Here is an 18,561-nt window from a genome sequence, read left to right on the forward strand (position 1 = left end):
CTCGGGGCGAGGACCGCGCCGGGCGAAGAGGGTTGGTGCGGCCGTGCTGGCGGTCGGGCTGCTGGTGGGCGTCGGCGGCTGCGCGTTCGATCCCTCGTCGGTGCCGGTGCCCGGAACCTCGGTGTCGGGGCCGACCTACCGGATCCACATCGAATTCGGGAACGTGCTGAATCTGCCCGCCAAGGCGAAGGTCATCGCCAATGGCGCGCAGGTCGGCACGGTTTCCGGTGTGCGCCTGGTGGATTCGGCGCATTCGAACGGTCGGGGCGGCTATGTCGTCGTGGACGCCGATATCTCGAACAAGGTGCAGTTGCCGACCACCACGGTCGCCGAGCTGCGCCAGAACACCGTGCTCGGTGACATCCACCTGGCGCTGACCACTCCAACCGACGGATTCGGAGCCCTGCTGAAGGACGGTGGGACCATCGGCCGGGAGCGCACCAAACCGCCGGTACAGCTCGAGGACACCATGGCCGCGCTGGCCGCCTTCACCCAGGGCGGTGCCGTGAATCAGCTGCAGGACATCATCAATCGGGTCAACGCGGTGCTGCCCGCCGACCCGAACGAGACCAAGCGCATCGCCCAGAACGCGGCGGGCAATGCCGTCGACCTGGCCGCCAACCTGGACAAGGTCGACAGCTTGCTCGACGGCCTCGGCATGAACGCGCAGGTGCTGCACGATCGGCAGGACGCGCTGTCGCACGAGCTCGATCAGCAGTCGGTCGACACCATGAACGGCGTCGCCAAGTCCATCGACGGTGTGGCCCAGATCTTCACCTCGCTGGGCCAGGTCGGGCAGTCCCTGGCCTGGCTCGCGCCGGTGACCGAGGCGCTCGATCCGGTGACGCGGGTCTTCGCGCCGCTGGTGCTCTCGGGCCGCCCGCTGGATCTGTCCCAGCCCTCGAATCTCGCGCTGTTCACCGGGCTGGTGCGGGACAAGCTGATTCCGTGGATGCAGCAGGGGCCGAAGGTGAATATCACCGGGGTGCAGGCGGATTCGGTGTCCCGCGACGACCAGGTGACCGCGATCCTGTCCGCGCTGCGTGTGATCGGAGTGGTGCGATGAAGTGGGGATCGGTGGCCTCCCTGGGCGGCATCGCCGCCGTCACCGTGCTGGGCGCGAGCTATCTCGCCTTCGGCGTGGTGCGCGCGGATCCGTTCGCCGAATACACCGATGCCTCCATGGTGCTGACGAATTCGGGTGGGCTGAGCGTAGGTTCGCCCGTGCTGCTGACCGGCATCAAGGTCGGCAAGATCACCGCGGTCGATTCGACGCCACACGGTGTCCAGGTCGACTTCCGCATCGATGCCGACAGCAAGCTGCCGGTGGACAGCGCGATCACCATCGAACAGCTGTCCGCGCTGGGTGAGCCCTATGTGGAATTCCGGCCCAAGACCGGCGGTGCGCCCTACGTGAAGAACGGCCAGCGGCTCGACACCGCCTCGGTGCGGACGCCGCTGTCCATCCCCGAGGTGTCGCGGCTGGTCAACAAGGTCATGAACCAGCTCGATCCCAAGGTGGCGGCCTCGCTGGCGAGCACGCTGGGCACCGCCTTCCAGGGCACCGACGCGGCCATGCCGCCGCTCACCCGCGCCGGGGACCTGCTGGCCAACGCGATCATGAGCCGCGAGCCGAAGATCGCTCAGCTACTCAACAGCTTCCAGGTCGCGGCGTCGAACATGGATGGCATCGCCGCGGGCACGGCGGCTGCGGCACCGGCGTTCGAGCAGTTCGAGCAGTCGCTCGAGGCGCTGGTCAATGCGGTCGGTAGACTGGTCGACGGTACCCCCGGCCCGCAGACCTATGTCGAGGGCAACGGGCTGGCACCCTTCCTGGCCAGGCTGACCGAATGGTTGAAAACGGCCGGGCCCGAACTGAAGACCCTCACACCCCAGCTGCAGCCGGTCGTCGACGCGGCGCGTACCGCGGGTCCCCAGATCAATATCAGCAGCTTGATCACGCAGGCACTGGCATCCACCGGTGACGATGCCGTGCGCGTGCAGGTCAACGTGAAGTAGCACCACCAGCAAGGAGACACCGATGTCGCAGCACACCGACGCCCCCGAGGCCGATACGCCGGTCGTGGAGTCCAAGGCTCCGGCGGCCGCCAAGACGGTCTCGCTGAAGCTGTCCACGCTGCTGATCGCGGCGGCGGCCGTGGTGCTGGTGGGCGCGCTGATCACCGTCACCGTGCTGTGGCAGTCCGCGCGCGGCGAGGTGAACGATCGAAACACCCAGGCCGCCAACGACGCTCACGCCCAGCAGGTGGCCACCGACTGGGCCGTCGGCGCGGCGACCATCAATGTCGCCGATCCCAATGCCTGGATCGCCAAGCTCAAGACCAACGCCACCCCCGAACTGGCCAAGAAGTGGGATGCCGCGACCCCGCAGCTGCAGCAGTTCGTGGACATCCTGAAGCTCAATTCCAGCGCGACCGTGCTGAGCTCGCAGGTGATGAGCCGCGACAACGGCGCCTACAAGGTGAACGTCTACCTCAATACCAACAACACCAATGTCCAGAACCCGGACGGCGTGCTGACCACCATCTACTACACCATCACCGTCGACGCCAAGAACGACTGGAAGGTCGCCGACGCGGGCGGCGTGGATCTGCGGCTGCCCAAGCAGTAGCGCCACTCGCCGACAACTCCGATCCCGCCCGTGCTGCCGCGCCGGGCGGGATCGTCGTATCCGTGACAGGTCGATCGGGCAGACTGTAGGGCAACTGTCCAAGGCGTATCACCCAGGCACACAAGGTGTGTCACCCGGGGAACGACGAAGGAGTCCGGCATGGAACTGGGTCTGCACTACTGGAACTACTCGACACCGGCCGAACCCGAGCGGATCGCGTCCACGCTGGCGCACACCGCCCGCATCGCCGAACAGGCCGGGTTCGCGCAGTTCTCGGTCATGGACCACTACTTCCAGATGGAGCATCGCGGAACCCACGACGAGCCCATGCTGGAGGGTTACACCACCCTCGGGTACGTCGCCGCGCTGACCGAGCGCCTGCGGCTGGGGCTGCTGGTGACCGGCGTGATGTACCGGTACCCCGGGCTGCTGGCCAAGATCGTCACCACGCTGGACGTGCTCTCCGGCGGCCGGGCCGAACTCGGCATCGGCGCGTCCTGGTACGAACGCGAGCAGCGGGGCCTGGGCGTGCCGGTGGTCTCGATGGGCGAGCGATTCGAGCGGCTGGAGGAGACGCTGCAGATCTGCCGGCAGATGTGGGGCCCGGACAACGGTCCGTACAAGGGCGAGTACTACCAGCTGGCCGAGACCCTGTGCGTGCCCGTGCCTTTGACGCGCCCGCACCCGCCGATCCGCATCGGTGGCGGCGGCGAGAAGAAGACCCTGCTGCTGGTCGCCCGCTACGCCGACGCCTGCAACCTGTTCGCCAGCTCCGTCGAGGACGTCGCGGCCAAGCTCGAGGTCCTGCGCGGCCACTGCGAGGCGGAGGGGCGCGACTACGACGCCATCCGCAAGACCGCCGTCTACGTGGCCGCCCCCGCGCTGGGCGATCCGGACCAGGTCCTGCGTGACGCCGAACAACTGTCCGCGCTCGGCATCACGCAGCTCGACTTCATGCCGGACGCCGACCCCGTCGCCTACGCCACCGATTTCGCCGAACGCCTGCTGCCCCGCCTGACCGCCCTCTGAGCGCCGCCCCGGCCGGGGCGCGAAAGTGGCCGACCGCCTTCGGAAATGCCGGGAGTTCGGTATCATCGCGCGCGCTTGCTCACCACCTGGAGGACACCGTGCCCGCGAACCCCACCGCCGCCGAACTACTGGCGACCGTCGAAGCCTCGCCGCAGGCGGTCGGCGCGCACGACAAGGCCGCCTGGGTGGGCCTTTTCGCCGAGAACGGCAGTGTCGAGGATCCGGTCGGGTCGCGCCCGCATGTCGGGCGCGCGGCCATCGAGCGGTTCTACGAGACCTTCATCGCGCCCAATGGAATCGTCTTCGACGTGGCCCACGACGTGGTGTGCGGCATGACGGTGTTCCGGGACCTGGAGATCGCCACCACCATGTCGACCGGGGTCACCCTGCACGTGCCCATGCATCTGCGCTACGACCTGGTCGAGCGGGACGGCACGCTGAAAATCCGTGCCCTGCGCGCGCATTGGGAGCTGGCGGGCATGATCGGCCAGCTCATGGGTTCGGGCGTGCAGGGCCTGCTGGCCGGGGCGAAGCTGGGTCCGCAGCTGATCGGCAATCAAGGTGTCGGCGGCGCAATCGGTTTCATGTCGGGGCTGCGCGGCGTCGGCAAGCCCGGTAAGCAGGCCGCGGGCCGGCTGCTGGACGCCCTGGGGCGCGGTGACTCCGACGATGCTCGGGCGGCGCTGGTTTCGGTGCCGCGCCTGGAGTGGGGCACCGACGGGGTGATGTCGCTGGAGGACTTCGCCACCCGGGTGAAGGGCCTGCGCTGGAGCAAGCCGATCGCCGCCGGGCGCACGGTGACCGCGACGGTGGAGACCCGTCAGGGCCGCGGTCTGGCCGAACTCGAATTCGCCGAAGGGCTGCGCATCGCGTCCGCGCGAATCTTCGTGCAGTCGAGCTAATCCCGGATACCGACGATCTCGGCGACGGCGTCGTTGCTGCTGAACGTGGTGCCCCCGGCCGCGCCGACCACCTTCCCGTGCACGCTGATCAGCCACTGGCCGCACACACAGCGCAGATACTGCACGGATCGGTGCGAGGAGACGGCCGTGGGCGAGGGCCAAGCGCAGGACGGGCATTCGGCGATCATCAGCACATCCTGGTGGTACCGGTGCAACTTGACCATGATCGACACGCGGCAAGCTCGCAAAATGATTGCGTGTCCTGTCGGACTCGCCGTGCTTGATTTGCCAATGGGCTCACCGAATCTCGTGACCCATCCAGTGAAACGCCGCAGGTTCAGCCTGCTTTGCCTCGCCGCACGGCGGTAGGCGTAGCGCCCCACCAGCGTTGGCAGCAGCGAGTGAAAACCGACTGCTCCGAAAGCCCCAGGAGCGAGGCGACCTGGCTCATCGGCATATCCGTGGTGGTCAGATAGCGGCGGGCCTCGCCGCGGCGCACCTCGTCGAGAATGGCGGCGAAGGTGGTGCCCTCGGCGGCCAGCCGGCGCTGCAGGGTGCGCGGGTGGATGGTGAGCAGCCGTGCGACAGCGTCGATTTCGGGGGCGGCGGTGCCCAGCAGCTTCTGCAGGGTGGTCCGCACGCGCGGGGTGATGGCCGAGGCCGCGCCGCCGGACTGCTCGGCCAGGAAGGCCATGGCCAGCCGGTGCAGGTTCTCGTCGCCGCCCGAGAGCCGCCGGTTGGCCAGGCCGGCCGGCACCCGCAGCAGCGCGGCCGGGCGCTCGATTCGCACTGGCGCGCCGAAGAATTCCTCGTACGCCTGGATCGGGGCGGCGGGCCGGTAGGGGAGTTCCACCGACCGCAGGCCGTAGCGGTCCTCGGCGAGGCGCTGAATCGTCCTGTGCACGAAGGCCAGTCCGAGATCGGTGGCCTGGACCGGCGTCGGCAGGCCGGGCGCGGTGACGCCGTAGCGCAGGGCGATCACGCCGCGGTCGCCGTACGGGTCGGGTTCCATGGTCAGGCTGAGTGAGCGGGCGTGCACGAACAGATAGCGCGAGGTGCACTCCAGGACTCCGGCCAGGCTGGTCGCGTTGCGGATGGCCAGGGCCAGCGGGCCGAGCATGTCCAGGTCCTGCCGCCGGGCCATGCGCAGGCCCAGATCCGGGCAGTCGAGTCGATGCGCGGCGAGCTCGAGCACCGCGCCGACGGCCTGGTCGGGGACCAGCAGATCGTCGGTGTCGAGGGCGGTGACCGGCAGGCCGCAGGCCGCGACCAGCTCCTCGGCGTCCCCGCCGAGTTCGGCCACGGTGGCGCGGAATCCCCGCAGACCCGCGGACCTGATCACCGACATGTCACCCAGAATCAAATAGTTGTCGCGCAGAGTCAAGAAACCGGGTGGCGGGCACAACAGACTGGAGGTCATGAGCGCCGCACCCCCCTCCGCCGAACACCTCGACGTCGTCATCGTCGGAGCCGGGCTCTCCGGCATCGGCGCGGCGTATCGCCTGCAGACCGAACAACCCGGACGCAGCTACGCCGTCCTCGAGGCGCGCGACGCGCTCGGCGGCACCTGGGACCTGTTCCGCTACCCGGGCATCCGCTCCGACAGCGACATGTTCACCCTCGGCTACCCGTTCAAGCCCTGGCGCGACGCCAAATCCATTGCCGACGGGCCGTCCATCCTGCGCTACATCGAGGAGACGGCCGCCGAGAACGGCATCGACCGGCACATTCGCTTCGGCACCAAAGTCGTTGGCGCGGAATGGGACAGCGGTGAATCGCGGTGGACCCTGACGCTGGAGCGCAAGACCGCCGAAGGGGCCGAGCGCAGCACGCTCACCTGCGGGTTCCTCTACTCCTGCTCCGGCTACTACAACTACGACCAGGGCCACTCGCCCGAATTCCCCGGCCTCGCCGACTTCGCCGGGACCGTCGTGCACCCCCAATTCTGGCCCGAGGACCTGGATTACGCGGGCAAGCGCGTGGTGGTCATCGGCAGTGGCGCGACCGCGGTCACCCTGGTCCCGGCCATGGCCGAGCAGGCCGAACTGGTGACCATGCTGCAGCGCAGCCCCACCTGGATCTCGGCGGTCCCCGGCCGGGACAAGGTGGCCGACCGGATTCGCGAGCTGCTGCCGCCCGATCTGGCGCACCGGGTCATCCGCACCAAGAACATCCTGTTCAATATCGGCTTCTACCAGTACTGCCGGCGTCGCCCCGAGGCCGCGCGCAAGCTGCTCACCGGGCTCACCACGCGAATCCTGAAGGACGAGAGCCTGGTCGCCGAGCACTTCACGCCCGAGTACAACCCGTGGGACCAGCGCCTGTGCGCGGTGCCGAACGCCGACTTCTTCAAGGCCATGCGCAAGGGCAAGGCCGAGGTGGTCACCGATCACATCGAAACCTTTGTGCCCGAAGGCATCCGGCTGAAGTCCGGCAAGCTGATCGAGGCCGACCTGGTGGTCACCGCCACCGGCCTGCGGCTGCTCGCCTTCGGCGGCATCGACCTGGTCGTCGACGGCACGCCGGTGAACCTCTCCGACCAGTTCGTCTGGCAGGGCACCATGCTCACCGGCGTCCCCAACTTCGCCGTCTGCATCGGCTACACCAACGCCTCCTGGACCCTGCGCGCCGACCTGACCTCCCGCCTGGTCTGCAAGATCCTGGCCTACATGGAGCGCAACGGCTACTCGGCGGTCGTCCCCCAGCCCCAGCGTGCCCTCCGGGAACGTCCCCTCCTCGACCTGGCCTCCGGCTACATCCAGCGCTCCATCGGCGACTTCCCCCGCCAGGGCGACCGCCACCCCTGGCAGGTCCGCCAGAACTACCTGCTCGACACCGCCACCACCATGCGCACCGACCTCGGCAAAACCCTCCGCCCGGTCACCGAAGCCAAGGCCCTCCAGCGAGTCTGAGGACCGACGGGACCCGGCCCCGCGGGCGAGTGGGATACGGCGCACCGCGGTGGTATCGCGGTGGAGGTCACATCGTGGCTGGTGGGCTCGGTGGCAAGCGCATTCGGCTGGCTAGCATGGCGGGCATGACGTCGAAGCGGACAGCTGGGTCGGTGCGGTCGATTCGGGCGGCAATGACGGTTGTCTGCACGGCGGTGCTGGGGACGGCCGCGGGGCTCGGGGCGATCGCTTCCGCCGCGCCGGTTCCGCCTGCCGCCGCACCGGTCGCGGGTCAAGGGTTCTCGGATCTCTGGACGGTGCCGACCGCGCCCGCGGATACCGCGACGCTGATCGTGGCCTACAGCTTCGGCAATCGCATTCCGGCGGGGGTGGATCCGGCGCGCACGGTCGGTGAGCCGGGGCCGGTGAACGAGGCGCTGGCCGCCGCGGTCGTCGCGACGCGGGGTACGCGGGACATCCCGGTGTACGCGCAGACCGAGATCGCCGAGGTGCTGAAGTCCCGCTACGGGATGAACGATGTCATCTCGATCGATCCCGAGCGCGCCGCCGACGGCACGCTCGTGTATCTGTCCACCGACGGCGTGGCCGCGCAGGTCGCCGCCTTGCGTGGCACGGCTGTCGCGACCGACTCGGCTGCCGTGGTGGCGTTCGAGGATCATCAGTGGCGGGCCACGAAAACGACTGCCAAGCATGGTTTCCTGGCCTTCGCGCCCGAGGGCGTCGCCATGCCCGATCAGTACGATCCGCAGTCCGGTCAGACCTGGACCACCAGTCCGCTGCTCTATCTGCCCACCGATTACCTCGGCCGCCTCGCCCTGCTGAAGTAGTCGCGGGGTGCGAAGTTCCCTTCCTGCCCACACGCCGCACGGCGTCGTGCGAGGCTGAGCGCTCGGACACTGGTTCCCGCGGATGAGGCGAGGAGAGCATGGTCGTGGCGTCGGAGGCCGGATTCCTGTTGCCCGCACCGCGGTTCGAGCCGCCGCTGCAGCCCTGCCGTCGCGATCCGGAACCGGTTGCTCCCGCTCCGGATCCGCCGCGGTGTGCGAATCGGGTGGCTCGCAATTCCACCCCGCGGTCGCCGGGTTCGGTGGGCCTGCGGCGGGTATTGCGGTCTTCGCACGCTGTGAAAACACGGCACAGTGATGAGTACAACACTGCGGCAAGGGAATTCGCTGGGAAGGCGCTGCGTTCGGCGCTCGAGGTGCTGGACGGGCGGCGTCCGCCGGGTCAGTTGACGCCGTTCGCCGAGCCCGCGGTGGTGGCGGCGGTGCGCACCCTGGCCGGCGCCGGCCGGCTGCCCGGGCGCGAGCTCGGGAGCGCGACTCTCACCAGGGTCGATGTGATCATGGCCGAGCCGGGGAAGGCCGAAGTATGCGCGGGATACGACCGCGGCTCGCGGCATTTCGCGCTCGCCGCCCGTATTGTCCGCGGTCGTTCCGGGTGGCGGTTGGCCGCATTCCGGGTGTGCTGAAGACCGTCTGGTCTCTGCGGTAATAGCAGAATAGTCTGGTCGCCCCTAATTCGATTCGCGCCTGGTTTGAATCCTGCAACCCGCGGCATTAGCATTTCGGCGAATAGCGGCACCTCACACGTGGAAGGGCAGTCCATGGCGAAGAAAGTCACCGTAACTCTGGTTGACGACTACGACGGCGAATCGAAGGCCGACGAAACCGTCTTTTTCTCGATCGACGGTAACGACTACGAGATCGACCTGTCGAACAAGAACGCCGGCAAGCTGCGGGAGTCGCTCGAGCAGTGGACGGAGAAGGCCCGCAAGGTCGGTCGTTCGAAGCGCACGAAGGTGGCCGCGGGCCGCACCCGTCCGGCCGTGGACCGCGAAGAGAGCACCGCGATCCGGGAATGGGCGCGCGCCCAGGGGCACCAGGTTTCCTCGCGCGGTCGTATCCCGGCCGAGATCGTCGACGCTTACCAGCGCGCCAAGAATTAACCAGCAAATCGCGAGCTGGTGAATTCGGGCGGGAGCCGATGACCGATGGTCATCGGCTCCCGACATATCCGGCTAATGGCACGGGAAGTTCCGCGCGAATCCTTTCCAGCAGGCGTTCGGCGCGGTCGCGATGCGCCGCGGCCGCCTCGGCGTCGCCCCTGGCCTCGGCCAGTGCCGCCAGGATCGAATCCATCGGGCCGAACTCGGTCATACCGGTCTCGACACCGACGAGGGTCCCGCCGTGCGGGGCCAGGTATTCGTACAGCCGTGAAATTGCTGGAATGTCGCCGAGCTCGATCGCCGCTACCGCCCGCAGGGCCGACATGAGAACCGGATAGAAACCCGCCGCAATCGGATCCGAATTCTCGTAGACCATCCGCGCCCGCTCGTGCTGCCCCGTCCGGAGCAGCGCGAGCGTGTACGCCGGGGCGGCGGCCGCGGGCAGGGCCGCATAGGCGTTCGCGAGCCGAGGCAAAAGCCCGCCCAGGTCCCCGCGCGCCCAGCCGACCGCCAACGCGCAGAACAACTCCGCCTCCGCGTGATTGGCGACCCCGGACCGTCGCGTGCGCGTGGTGAACTGCGCGTAGAGCCCGTCCGCCAGCTCGATGTCGCCGCGCAACAGTTCCATGGTGGCCGCGAAACAGCCGACCATATCCAGCAACGGCTGCAACTGCCCTTCGTCGGCGAACTCCACCGCGGCCGCCGCCCGCTGCCCGGCTTCGCGCAGGTCGGCCCGGGCCAGCGCGGCCCGATAACCGAGATAATGCGAGAGCGCCCGATACTCGGCCAGCCCCGCCGCCGTGGCCACGGCTTCCAACTCGGTCACCAGCTCGGAGAACTCCGCGTCGTACTCGAAAGCCAGATACGTGACCGCATTGATGGCGGCGCACAGTAATTCGGGATCCCCGGTCCGGCGCGCGATCGCGAGCGCCTCGGCGGCCAGCCGATGCCCGGTCGAGAATTCCACCAGCCCGGTCTCGAAGGTCGCCGCCACCAGCAGCAACACCAGGTCGCCGTCCGCCGCGTCGGATGAATTGGCCGTCGCCGCAATGAGTTCCGCATCCCGCCAGGCGGGGGAGCGATGATCGATCGCGGCCTTCCCGATGCCCGTGGTCTCGAGCAGGGCCAGCACCGAGGGATGGACGCCGTGCCGGGCCAGTGCGCGCGAGAGCGCGCGGCGCATGTGCTGGTCGGGCTCGCGCCAATCGCGGATCGCCCAGATCACCGGCGCTCGCCAGCAGGTCAGCGCCCGCACCAGCAGATCCGGATCATCGAGCCGCTCGGCCAGGGCGAGCGCCCGATCCCGTTCGGCCTGCGCCTCGCGATGCCGATTGTCGTAGGCCAGCGCGGTGACGAGCGCGCACCGGGTCCGCAGCAACGCGATTCGATCCGCCACCGGCGCGTGATCGGCATCGTGCCGCGCGAGCCGATGCAGCTCCACCGCGGACCGCAGCAGCCGCACACTGGCACTGCGCATCCCGCTGTGGCTGCGCAGCTCCGCCGCCTGCTCCACGTACTCGATTGCCCGCGAGGCGTTTTCGGCCGTCGCGCCCCGAACGGCATGCCGGGCCAGCACGTCCGGATCCCGTGCCACCGCCGGGAACATCGCCCCGTCCCGCTCCAGCAATTCCAATGCCGCCCAGTGCATCCGCCCCCGCCGCAGCGCCGGGATGCTCACATACACCGCGTCCCGGATGAGTCCGTGCTCGAATCGGATGCTGCCGCTGCCCCCGGACTCCACCAGCCCGGCCGCCTCAGCCGCCGTCACCAGATCGATCACGGTGTCCTCGTCCAGCCCGGTGGCCGCGCTGAGAATGGCGAGATCGACGCTCTCGCCCCAGATCGACAGATGTCGCAGCACCTCGGCCACGCCGGTCGGCAGTTGCCCGACCCGATCCTCGATCAGCTCCCGGATCGAGTCCGGGACTTCATCCGGATTGCCCTGTGCGGCCAGCAGTTTCGCCAGCTCGCGGACGAACAGCGGATTGCCGCCCGTCCGTCTGTGCAATTGCGCGAGCCGCGCGTCGTCGATCTCGCCGACCCCGGCCGCCAGCGCGACATCTCTGGTCCCCGCGGGATCCAGCCCATCGAGTTCGACCCACGCACCGGTGAATTGCGCCAGCGCCGCGACCGTATTGTGCGTCGCGGCAACGCTTTCCGACCGCCGCATGGTGACCAGCACGAACACCGGCTCGTCCCGCAACCAACTCGCGACCTGCCGCAATACCTGCAACGTCGCGGGATCGGCCCGATGCGCATCCTCCAGCACCAGTGCCACCGGAGCGAAACCCGCCGCCCGCCGGCATTTCTCGGCGATCACGCGCGCCAGCCCGAACACGTCCGCCGCCGTCGGTGCGGCCGCAGGTGGAGATGTCGGTGGGTCCGGCACGGGTGCCGGCCCGCCGGTGGTGGCATCGAGGGTGCTGAGGATCTCGGACCAGGCCCACGCCATGGGCGCACCGTCGATTTCGGGGCAGGTGCCCGTCGCGACGATCCAGCGGGCGGTGGCGAGGGCGGAGAGCGTGGCCTCGGCGAGCACGGACTTGCCGATCCCGGCCTCGCCGGACACCCAGGCGAGCCGCAGATGGCCGTCGCGTGCGGCCTCGGCGGTGCCGAGCAGTTCGGACAGCTCGGAGACATAGCCCGTGGCGCTGTGGGATTCGGTCGCCGGGGCGGCGATCGCCGCCGCGCCGCCGACGACGGCGTCGGCGCCGGACACTCCGGTGACATCCGGGTCGGCATACCCCGTCGTCGAGTGTGGCTGCGCGGCAGTCGGATCCGTGGGCACCGTGATGACCGCGGTCTGGGTGGCCGGGAGGGGAGAGGCCGCGGTGAGGGTGGCGGAGTGGTTGAGGATGGCGAGTTCGAGGTCGCGCAGGGCGGGGGAGGGGTCCACGCCGAAGTGGGTGGCGAGGAACTCGCGGGAGCGGCGGATGGTGGTGAGGGCCTCCAGCTGCTGGCCGAGTTGGTATTGGGCCAGGGCCAGGAGGCGGACTATTTCCTCGCGGCCGGGGTGGTCCTCGAAGAGCTGGCGGAGTTCGCGGACGACTTCGCCGGAACGGCCGAGTTCGAGTTCGGTGCGGGCGTTGAGTTCGACGGCGGTGAGATAGAGGTCGGTGAGGCGGTCGGCCTCGGCGACGGCCCAGTCGGCCTCGGCGAAGGCCTCGAGGGCGGGGCCGTGCCAGAGCGAGAGCGCGGCTTCCAGCAGGGCGTTGCGTTCGGCCGGATCGGTGTCGATATCGGGATTGCCGACGAGTTCCTGGTAGGTCCGCAGCTGTTGCTCGAAATGCCATGCGTCGACGGCGTTCTCGGGAATCTTCAGGGCGTACCCCGAGGATTCGGACACGATGAATCGGGAGGGCGCCCGCCGCGCGCGCTGTGGTTCGAACAGCCGGCGCAGCGTGTGGATGTGCACCTGCAGCACCGCGGCGGCCTTGGGCGGCGGATGCCCGGACCACAGGTCGTAGATCAGTCGCTCGGTGCTCACGACCTGGCCGTGGGCCACGATGAGGCGGCCCAGCACGGCTCGCTGCATGGGGGTCCCGAGCGCGGTGTCGCGGCCGTCGACGGACAGCTGCAGCGGGCCGAGAACTCTCAGCTCCGCGCCTGCCATCGGTTGTCCTCCTGCGACCGGAAGCGAACTGGACGTTCGCCGCAAGAAGAGCACTATCCCTCAAAAACCTGAAGATGCCAAAAGGTTGCGGGATAGTTGTCGGATAGTTATGGACGGCCGCGTCGATGAAGAAGACCGTGTGGTACGGAAAATTGTTTCCAATGCTAACAGTAGGAATATGTCACACAACCCGGCCGGAAGTGAACCGCAAGAAGCGGGGAGAATACTTCTGATTGGAAGCAAACCCGAGATACAAGGGGATGGTTGGTGTGGCGAAGCGATTGGATTTCCCCGCAGGAACGGGTGAGACCGGCATCGAGCCCCAACGCAGTGGCGTGTACGTGGACCGCGACGGCGATATCTGGGAGAAGCGCGAGGACGGCTGGCGACTGATGCTGCAGCGCGGCGTGGCCGTCGACCCGAGTTCGCTGTGGGACTGGACCGAGGGCCACGTCCGCGATTACGCGCCGTTCATGCCGGTCGTCGCGGGACGCTGACCCGCAGCGGCTATTTCGGCACCAGCGCGCCGCTGAGATGGTCGTAGGCCACGTGCGCGTGTAATCGCACCCCGGTCACCAGGGTGTCGTCATCGGCGTAGAAGTGCGGGTTGTGGTTCATGAATAGCCCCCGTCCGCCCGGGGTCGGCAGCGGCATACCCGTTGCGACGTCGATGTTCACGTCCTGCACGCCCAGCGTCACATACAGCCCGCCGTACTTGTTGACGAACTCCGAGACGTCGTCGTACCCGAGGGTGGGCGGGGTCGGCACGACCTTGTCGTCCCCCGCCACCCGCCGGAAGGTGGGCAGCGCGGCGTCCATCCAGCCCTGGCCGTTGTGCACGGCGGGTACGTCCTGCAGGAATTCGACTGTGGCCGAACAGTTGTAGGCCTGCGCGGTATTGACGGCCAGGGTGCGCACGCGCTGCTGGACCTCGCCCATATCGCTCTCCACGGTGCAGCGAACGGTGCCCCACAGCGTCACCGTCTGGCCGATGATATTGAACCGCCCGACATCCTCGACGTGCCCGATGCTCACCGTGACCGGGTCGAAAGCGCTGATCTGGCGGTAGATCTGGCCGATTCCGGTGAGGATCGCGCCCGCCGGGGGCATCGGGTCTATGCCCATCCACGGCGTCGACCCGTGCACCTGCTGACCGGTGATGGTGATCTTGACCAGGCACGAGGCGCCGAACTGATTGCCGACCCGATAGCCGATGTAGCCCTTGGGCAGTGGCACCACGTGGAATCCGAACGCCATGGTCGGCGCCGGATGGTCGAGCGCGCCCTCCGCGAGCATCGCACTCGCACCGCCCTTTTCGTCGACCGGTGGGCCCTCTTCGGCGGGCTGGAACACGAAAAGCACCGTGCCGGGCAGGTTTTCGCGAGCACCCGCGAGCACGTCGGCGGCGCCCATGAGCATGGCGGTGTGGCAGTCGTGCCCGCAGGCGTGCGAGACCGGGAACGGCCCGCCCGGATACTTCTGATCCACCACATGCGAGGCGAACGGCACCCCGCACAGATCCGGCACCGGTAGCGCGTCGATGTCGGCGCGCAGGGCGATGACCCGCTCGCCCGGCTGCCCGCCCCGCAGCACCCCGACCACGCCGTGCCCGGCGATATCGGTGCGAACCTCGTCCAGGCTCAACGACTTCAGATGATCGGTGATCAGCGCCGCGGTGTTCACCTCGCGGTTGGAGAGCTCCGGGTGCTCGTGCAGATGGTGCCGCCACTGCACGACCTGCCGGGCCACCGCCGACGCGCGGGTGTCGAGGTCGTCGTAGATCGAGCTCATCCGGACTCCGTTCGATCGGTCGGAACTCCGACGGTTGGGCAAGGGCCCACCGGATCCAAAACAAAGTCGTTACGGCCATATGCCGTCCGAGCCGAGGCTACTACTGTGGATCAGGAATTCGCCATCCGTTAGCTGACGCGTCGGCTGGCTCGTTGCCAAAAAGAGTCGCGCCGATGTGTCACCCGAGCCGCGAGGTGACCATGACCCAGGGTTGGCCCAGTTCGATGGGTTCTTTCGACTCCTTCGACGACATCTTCAACCGCTTCTTCGGGTCCGGAATGTCCCGCCAGCCCCCGGTGCAGCGCATCGACCTGAGCCGTTTGCTGAGCGAGAGCGCCAAACAGGTTGTCGAGGACGCCCGCAAGGCCGCGCACGACTGGGGCAGCACCGAGATCACCCCCGAACACCTGCTCCACGCGGCCGCCGGCATCGAGCCGTCCAAGAGCATCATCGCCGAAATCGGCCGGGACCCAGAACAACTGCGCAAGCAGATGCGGACCGCCGCGGGCAGCGGCGTCGGCGCGCACGGCGGCGACCACGCCCTGGCCCTGAGCCCGGCCGCCAAGCTGGCCCTGCGCAACTCGCAGCGAAGCGCGGCCGAGGCGGGCAGCAGCTACATCGGACCGGAGCACATTCTGCTCGGCATCGCGGGCCTGCCCGACAGCCCGGCCGCCCAGGCGCTTTCGGGCGCGAAGATGCCCGCGCCCACCACGGCCAAGGAGCCCTCGGAGACGCCGACCCTCGACGAATACGGTCGCGACCTCACCGCCGAGGCCCGTGCGGGCAAGGTGGATCCGGTGGTCGGCCGGGCCGAGGAGATCGAGCAGACCGTGGAGATCCTTTCCCGGCGGCGCAAGAACAATCCGGTGCTCATCGGTGATCCGGGCGTCGGCAAGACCGCGATCGTGGAGGGCCTGGCCCAGCGCATCGTCAACGGCGATGTGCCCGAGACCCTCGCCGATCGCCGGGTCATCGCGCTGGACGTGAGTTCCATGGTGGCGGGCAGCAAGTACCGCGGCGAATTCGAGGAGCGGCTGACCAAGGTGCTCGACGAAGTGCGCGCGCACTCCGACGAATTGGTGGTGTTCATCGACGAGCTGCACACCATCGTGGGCGCGGGCGGCGGTGGCGAGGGTTCCATGGACGCCGGGAACATGCTCAAACCCGCCCTGGCCCGCGGCGAGCTGCACGCCATCGGCGCGACCACCATCGACGAGTACCGCAAGTACATCGAGAAGGACGCGGCGCTCGAGCGGCGCTTCCAGCCGGTCATGGTGTCCGAGCCGTCGGTGGCCGACACCATCGAGATCCTGCGCGGGCTCTCCGACGTGTACGAGGAACACCATCAGGTGCGCTATCTGGACGAGGCGCTGGTCGCCGCGGCCGAGCTGTCGGACCGCTACATAACCGACCGGTTCATGCCGGACAAGGCCATCGACCTGGTGGACCAGGCGGGCGCACGGGTGCGGCTGCGCGAGCGCACCCCCGACCCCAAGGTCCGTGAGCTGGAAGACAAACTGGCGCACCTGAACCGGGAGAAGGACGCGGCCGTCGCCGCCGAGGACTACGAGAAGGCCAACAAGATCAAGGCCGAGATCGCGAAAACCGAGAAGAAGACCGCCGACGAGGTGGACCGCACCTCGATCCCGACGGTCGAGATCACCGATATCGCCGAGGTGGTCTCGCGCCAGACCGGCATCCCGGTCGCCGACCTCACCACCGAGGAGCGCGCGAAACTGCTGAAGCTGGAACACGATCTGCACCAGCGGGTGGTCGGCCAGGACGAGGCCATCGTCGCCGTCGCCGAGGCGGTGCGCCGCGCCCGCGCCGGGCTCAAGGACCCGAACCGGCCCGTCGGATCATTCCTGTTCCTGGGCCCGACCGGCGTCGGCAAGACCGAGCTCGCGAAGGCGTTGGCGGAGACCGTCTTCGGCGACGAGGACCGGCTCATCCGCTTCGACATGAGCGAGTTCCAGGAGAAGCACACGGTCTCGCGGCTGGTCGGCGCGCCGCCCGGATACGTGGGCTACGACGACGCCGCCCAGCTCACCGACAAGGTACGGCGGCAACCGTATTCGGTGATCCTGTTCGACGAGGTCGAGAAGGCGCATCCCGACGTCTTCAACGTCCTGCTGCAACTGCTCGACGACGGCCGCGTCACCGACTCCAAGGGCCGCACGGTCGATTTCAAGAACACCATCGTCATCCTCACCAGCAATATCGGCTCCGACCTCATCCTGTCGGCCAAGGACGGCGACCTCGACTCGATCACCCCGCAGCTGGAAGAGCGCCTGCGCAAGCAGTTCCGCCCCGAATTCCTCAACCGCCTCGACGAGCAGATCATCTTCCACCGCCTCGACAAGACCCAGCTCCGCAATATCGTCGGCCTCGTCCTCGACGGCACCCGCCGCCGCCTGCACGCCCAGGACATCGCCCTCGACGTCTCCGACAAGGCCATGGACTGGCTCGCCGACAACGGCTACCAGCCCGAGTTCGGCGCCCGCCCCCTACGCCGCACCGTCCAGAAACAACTCGACAACGCCCTCTCCAAGAAACTCCTCGAGGGCGCCCTCGCCCCCGGCGACACCGTCCGCATCGACGCCGACGACACCGGCCTCCAGATCCAGGCCATCCACCACACCGGCGGCAAGAAAACCGACGCCAAGCTCACCGAAGAGTCCATCATGACCACCGGCAAGAGCGGTAAACCCAAGCCCGCCAACGGCAATGGCCACGGCAAGACCGGCACCAGCAAGTCCTCCGGCGGAAAGTCCACCGCGAGCAAGAACTGACACCTTCTCCCCGCGAAAAGCGCCGCGCCGGAACCCATCCGGCGCGGCGTTGCGCGGTCGATGGGGGGCCTGTGCGCGATCCGCCTCGGCCGGGCGATGGTCAGAACAGGGTCATCGGGTCGGTGGGGATCGGGTCGGGGAGCGGTTCGAGGTCGGGGAGGCGGTCGCGGACTTCGGCGTGGAAGCGGCGGGCCAGGGTGCGGGAGCCGGCGTTGTCGGGGGTGTGGATGAAGATGGTGGGGGAGCGGCCCTCGCGGAGCCAGGCGACGGTGGTGTCGATCCAGGGTTGCCAGCCGGCGACGGTGGCGGCCACGTCGTCGCGGCCGTGGTAGCGGACGATGGGGAATTCGGTGAGGGCGCGGGTGCGGCGGGGGTTGTGGGGTTTCTTGGCGCGGGCCTCGGCTTCGGCGGGGCTGGTGGCCGGGCCGGTGAACAGGACGGTGGTGTCGAAGGGGATCCATTCCGCGCCCGCGGCTTCCAGGACGGATTCGAGTTGGGCGGTGGCGCGGGGGTTTTCGAAGAAGACGGGGTGGCGGACCTCGACGGCGCAGCGATAGTGGGCGGGCAGGCCGTCGAGGAAGCTCGCGAGGGTGGGCAGGCTGACGAAGGAGGCGGGGAGCTGGACCCACAGGGCGTGCAGGCGGCGGCCGAGCGGTTCGATGGCGTCGAGGAAATTGGTCATCTCGTCGTCGATGCCGGTGAGGCGGCGGTCGTGGGTGATGGTGCGGGGCAGCTTCATCACGAAGCGGAAGTCGGGATCGGTTTGGCGGGACCAGGATTCGACGGTCCGGCGATGCGGCGTCGCGTAGAAGGTGGTGTTGCCCTCCACCGCATTGCACCAGGAGGCGTAGTTGTGCAGACGTTCGGCCGGGGGTAGCGGCTTCTCCTGCCAGTTCGGGTGTTGCCACATTGCGCAACCGACGTAGAGCCGCATGAGAACAA

16 protein-coding genes are annotated in these 18,561 nt (G+C 68.5%); 11 read left to right on the forward strand and 5 right to left on the reverse strand.

Features of this window, described 5'->3' with window-relative positions; genetic code table 11:
* Window positions 1–43: 43 nt before the first annotated feature.
* The 5 genes from GPX89_RS00275 to GPX89_RS00295 all read left to right on the forward strand — a co-directional run bounded on the left by GPX89_RS00275 (window position 44) and on the right by GPX89_RS00295 (window position 4,563).
* Window positions 44–1,066 carry an MlaD family protein gene (locus tag GPX89_RS00275; protein WP_328601367.1) on the forward strand — a complete coding sequence of 341 codons (1,023 nt, stop codon included), beginning with the start codon at window positions 44–46 and terminating at the stop codon, window positions 1,064–1,066.
* Window positions 1,063–2,019: an MlaD family protein gene (locus tag GPX89_RS00280; protein ID WP_157354400.1), complete on the forward strand. Its 957-nt coding sequence runs from the start codon at window positions 1,063–1,065 to the stop codon at window positions 2,017–2,019. Before GPX89_RS00275 ends, GPX89_RS00280 begins: the two co-directional genes overlap by 4 nt.
* Before the next feature lie 22 nt (window positions 2,020–2,041).
* Window positions 2,042–2,632, forward strand: coding sequence for a hypothetical protein (locus GPX89_RS00285; RefSeq protein WP_157354401.1), 591 nt, complete (start codon window positions 2,042–2,044; stop codon window positions 2,630–2,632).
* A 159-nt stretch (window positions 2,633–2,791) separates the two neighbouring features.
* The gene (locus GPX89_RS00290; protein WP_157354402.1) at window positions 2,792–3,661 is read left to right on the forward strand and encodes an LLM class F420-dependent oxidoreductase; all 870 of its coding nucleotides are present in this window, start codon (window positions 2,792–2,794) and stop codon (window positions 3,659–3,661) included.
* Between the two features lie 98 nt (window positions 3,662–3,759).
* Complete coding sequence (locus tag GPX89_RS00295) at window positions 3,760–4,563, forward strand: nuclear transport factor 2 family protein (protein ID WP_328601368.1); 804 nt, start codon at window positions 3,760–3,762, stop codon at window positions 4,561–4,563.
* Here GPX89_RS00295 and GPX89_RS00300 read toward each other — a convergent pair.
* Together GPX89_RS00300 and GPX89_RS00305 are read right to left on the reverse strand one after the other, a co-directional pair.
* Window positions 4,560–4,787, reverse strand: a complete 228-nt coding sequence (locus GPX89_RS00300) for a hypothetical protein (protein WP_157354403.1) — start codon at window positions 4,785–4,787, stop codon at window positions 4,560–4,562. The genes GPX89_RS00295 and GPX89_RS00300 overlap by 4 nt on opposite strands.
* A 113-nt stretch (window positions 4,788–4,900) precedes the next feature.
* Window positions 4,901–5,983 (reverse strand): AraC family transcriptional regulator, encoded by a 1,083-nt coding sequence (locus tag GPX89_RS00305; RefSeq protein ID WP_235946609.1) that lies wholly within the window; start codon window positions 5,981–5,983, stop codon window positions 4,901–4,903.
* Between GPX89_RS00305 and GPX89_RS00310 the strand changes: the two genes are divergently transcribed.
* From GPX89_RS00310 to GPX89_RS00325, 4 genes are all read left to right on the forward strand, one after another.
* Window positions 5,982–7,475: a flavin-containing monooxygenase gene (locus GPX89_RS00310; RefSeq protein ID WP_157354404.1), complete on the forward strand. Its 1,494-nt coding sequence runs from the start codon at window positions 5,982–5,984 to the stop codon at window positions 7,473–7,475. The genes GPX89_RS00305 and GPX89_RS00310 overlap by 2 nt on opposite strands.
* 125 nt (window positions 7,476–7,600) lie before the next feature.
* A complete protein-coding gene (locus GPX89_RS00315) occupies window positions 7,601–8,302 on the forward strand; it encodes a hypothetical protein (RefSeq protein WP_157354407.1) in 702 nt (233 codons plus the stop codon).
* Window positions 8,303–8,400: 98 nt separating this feature from the next.
* A complete protein-coding gene (locus tag GPX89_RS00320) occupies window positions 8,401–8,946 on the forward strand; it encodes an Rv3235 family protein (protein WP_157354409.1) in 546 nt (181 codons plus the stop codon).
* Between the two features lie 135 nt (window positions 8,947–9,081).
* Window positions 9,082–9,423: a histone-like nucleoid-structuring protein Lsr2 gene (locus GPX89_RS00325; RefSeq protein WP_157354413.1), complete on the forward strand. Its 342-nt coding sequence runs from the start codon at window positions 9,082–9,084 to the stop codon at window positions 9,421–9,423.
* A gap of 49 nt (window positions 9,424–9,472) precedes the next feature.
* Here the strand turns inward: GPX89_RS00325 and GPX89_RS00330 are convergent, their stop codons facing one another.
* Window positions 9,473–13,036, reverse strand: a complete 3,564-nt coding sequence (locus GPX89_RS00330; RefSeq protein WP_157354414.1) for a BTAD domain-containing putative transcriptional regulator — start codon at window positions 13,034–13,036, stop codon at window positions 9,473–9,475.
* Between the two features lie 269 nt (window positions 13,037–13,305).
* Here GPX89_RS00330 and GPX89_RS00335 point away from each other — a divergent pair, with 269 nt between their 5' ends.
* Window positions 13,306–13,533 (forward strand): hypothetical protein, encoded by a 228-nt coding sequence (locus GPX89_RS00335; RefSeq protein ID WP_157354416.1) that lies wholly within the window; start codon window positions 13,306–13,308, stop codon window positions 13,531–13,533.
* A gap of 10 nt (window positions 13,534–13,543) precedes the next feature.
* Here the strand turns inward: GPX89_RS00335 and GPX89_RS00340 are convergent, their stop codons facing one another.
* Window positions 13,544–14,827 carry a M20 metallopeptidase family protein gene (locus GPX89_RS00340; RefSeq protein WP_157354418.1) on the reverse strand — a complete coding sequence of 428 codons (1,284 nt, stop codon included), beginning with the start codon at window positions 14,825–14,827 and terminating at the stop codon, window positions 13,544–13,546.
* A gap of 200 nt (window positions 14,828–15,027) precedes the next feature.
* Here GPX89_RS00340 and GPX89_RS00345 point away from each other — a divergent pair, with 200 nt between their 5' ends.
* Window positions 15,028–17,619, forward strand: coding sequence for an ATP-dependent Clp protease ATP-binding subunit (locus GPX89_RS00345; protein WP_157386858.1), 2,592 nt, complete (start codon window positions 15,028–15,030; stop codon window positions 17,617–17,619).
* A gap of 100 nt (window positions 17,620–17,719) precedes the next feature.
* Here GPX89_RS00345 and GPX89_RS00350 read toward each other — a convergent pair whose 3' ends face one another.
* A complete protein-coding gene (locus GPX89_RS00350; RefSeq protein ID WP_157354419.1) occupies window positions 17,720–18,553 on the reverse strand; it encodes a DUF72 domain-containing protein in 834 nt (277 codons plus the stop codon).
* Window positions 18,554–18,561 lie beyond the last annotated feature (8 nt).

The sequence above is a fragment of the Nocardia terrae genome, assembly GCF_009760405.1.
Classification (GTDB): Bacteria; Actinomycetota; Actinomycetes; order Mycobacteriales; family Mycobacteriaceae; genus Nocardia; species Nocardia terrae.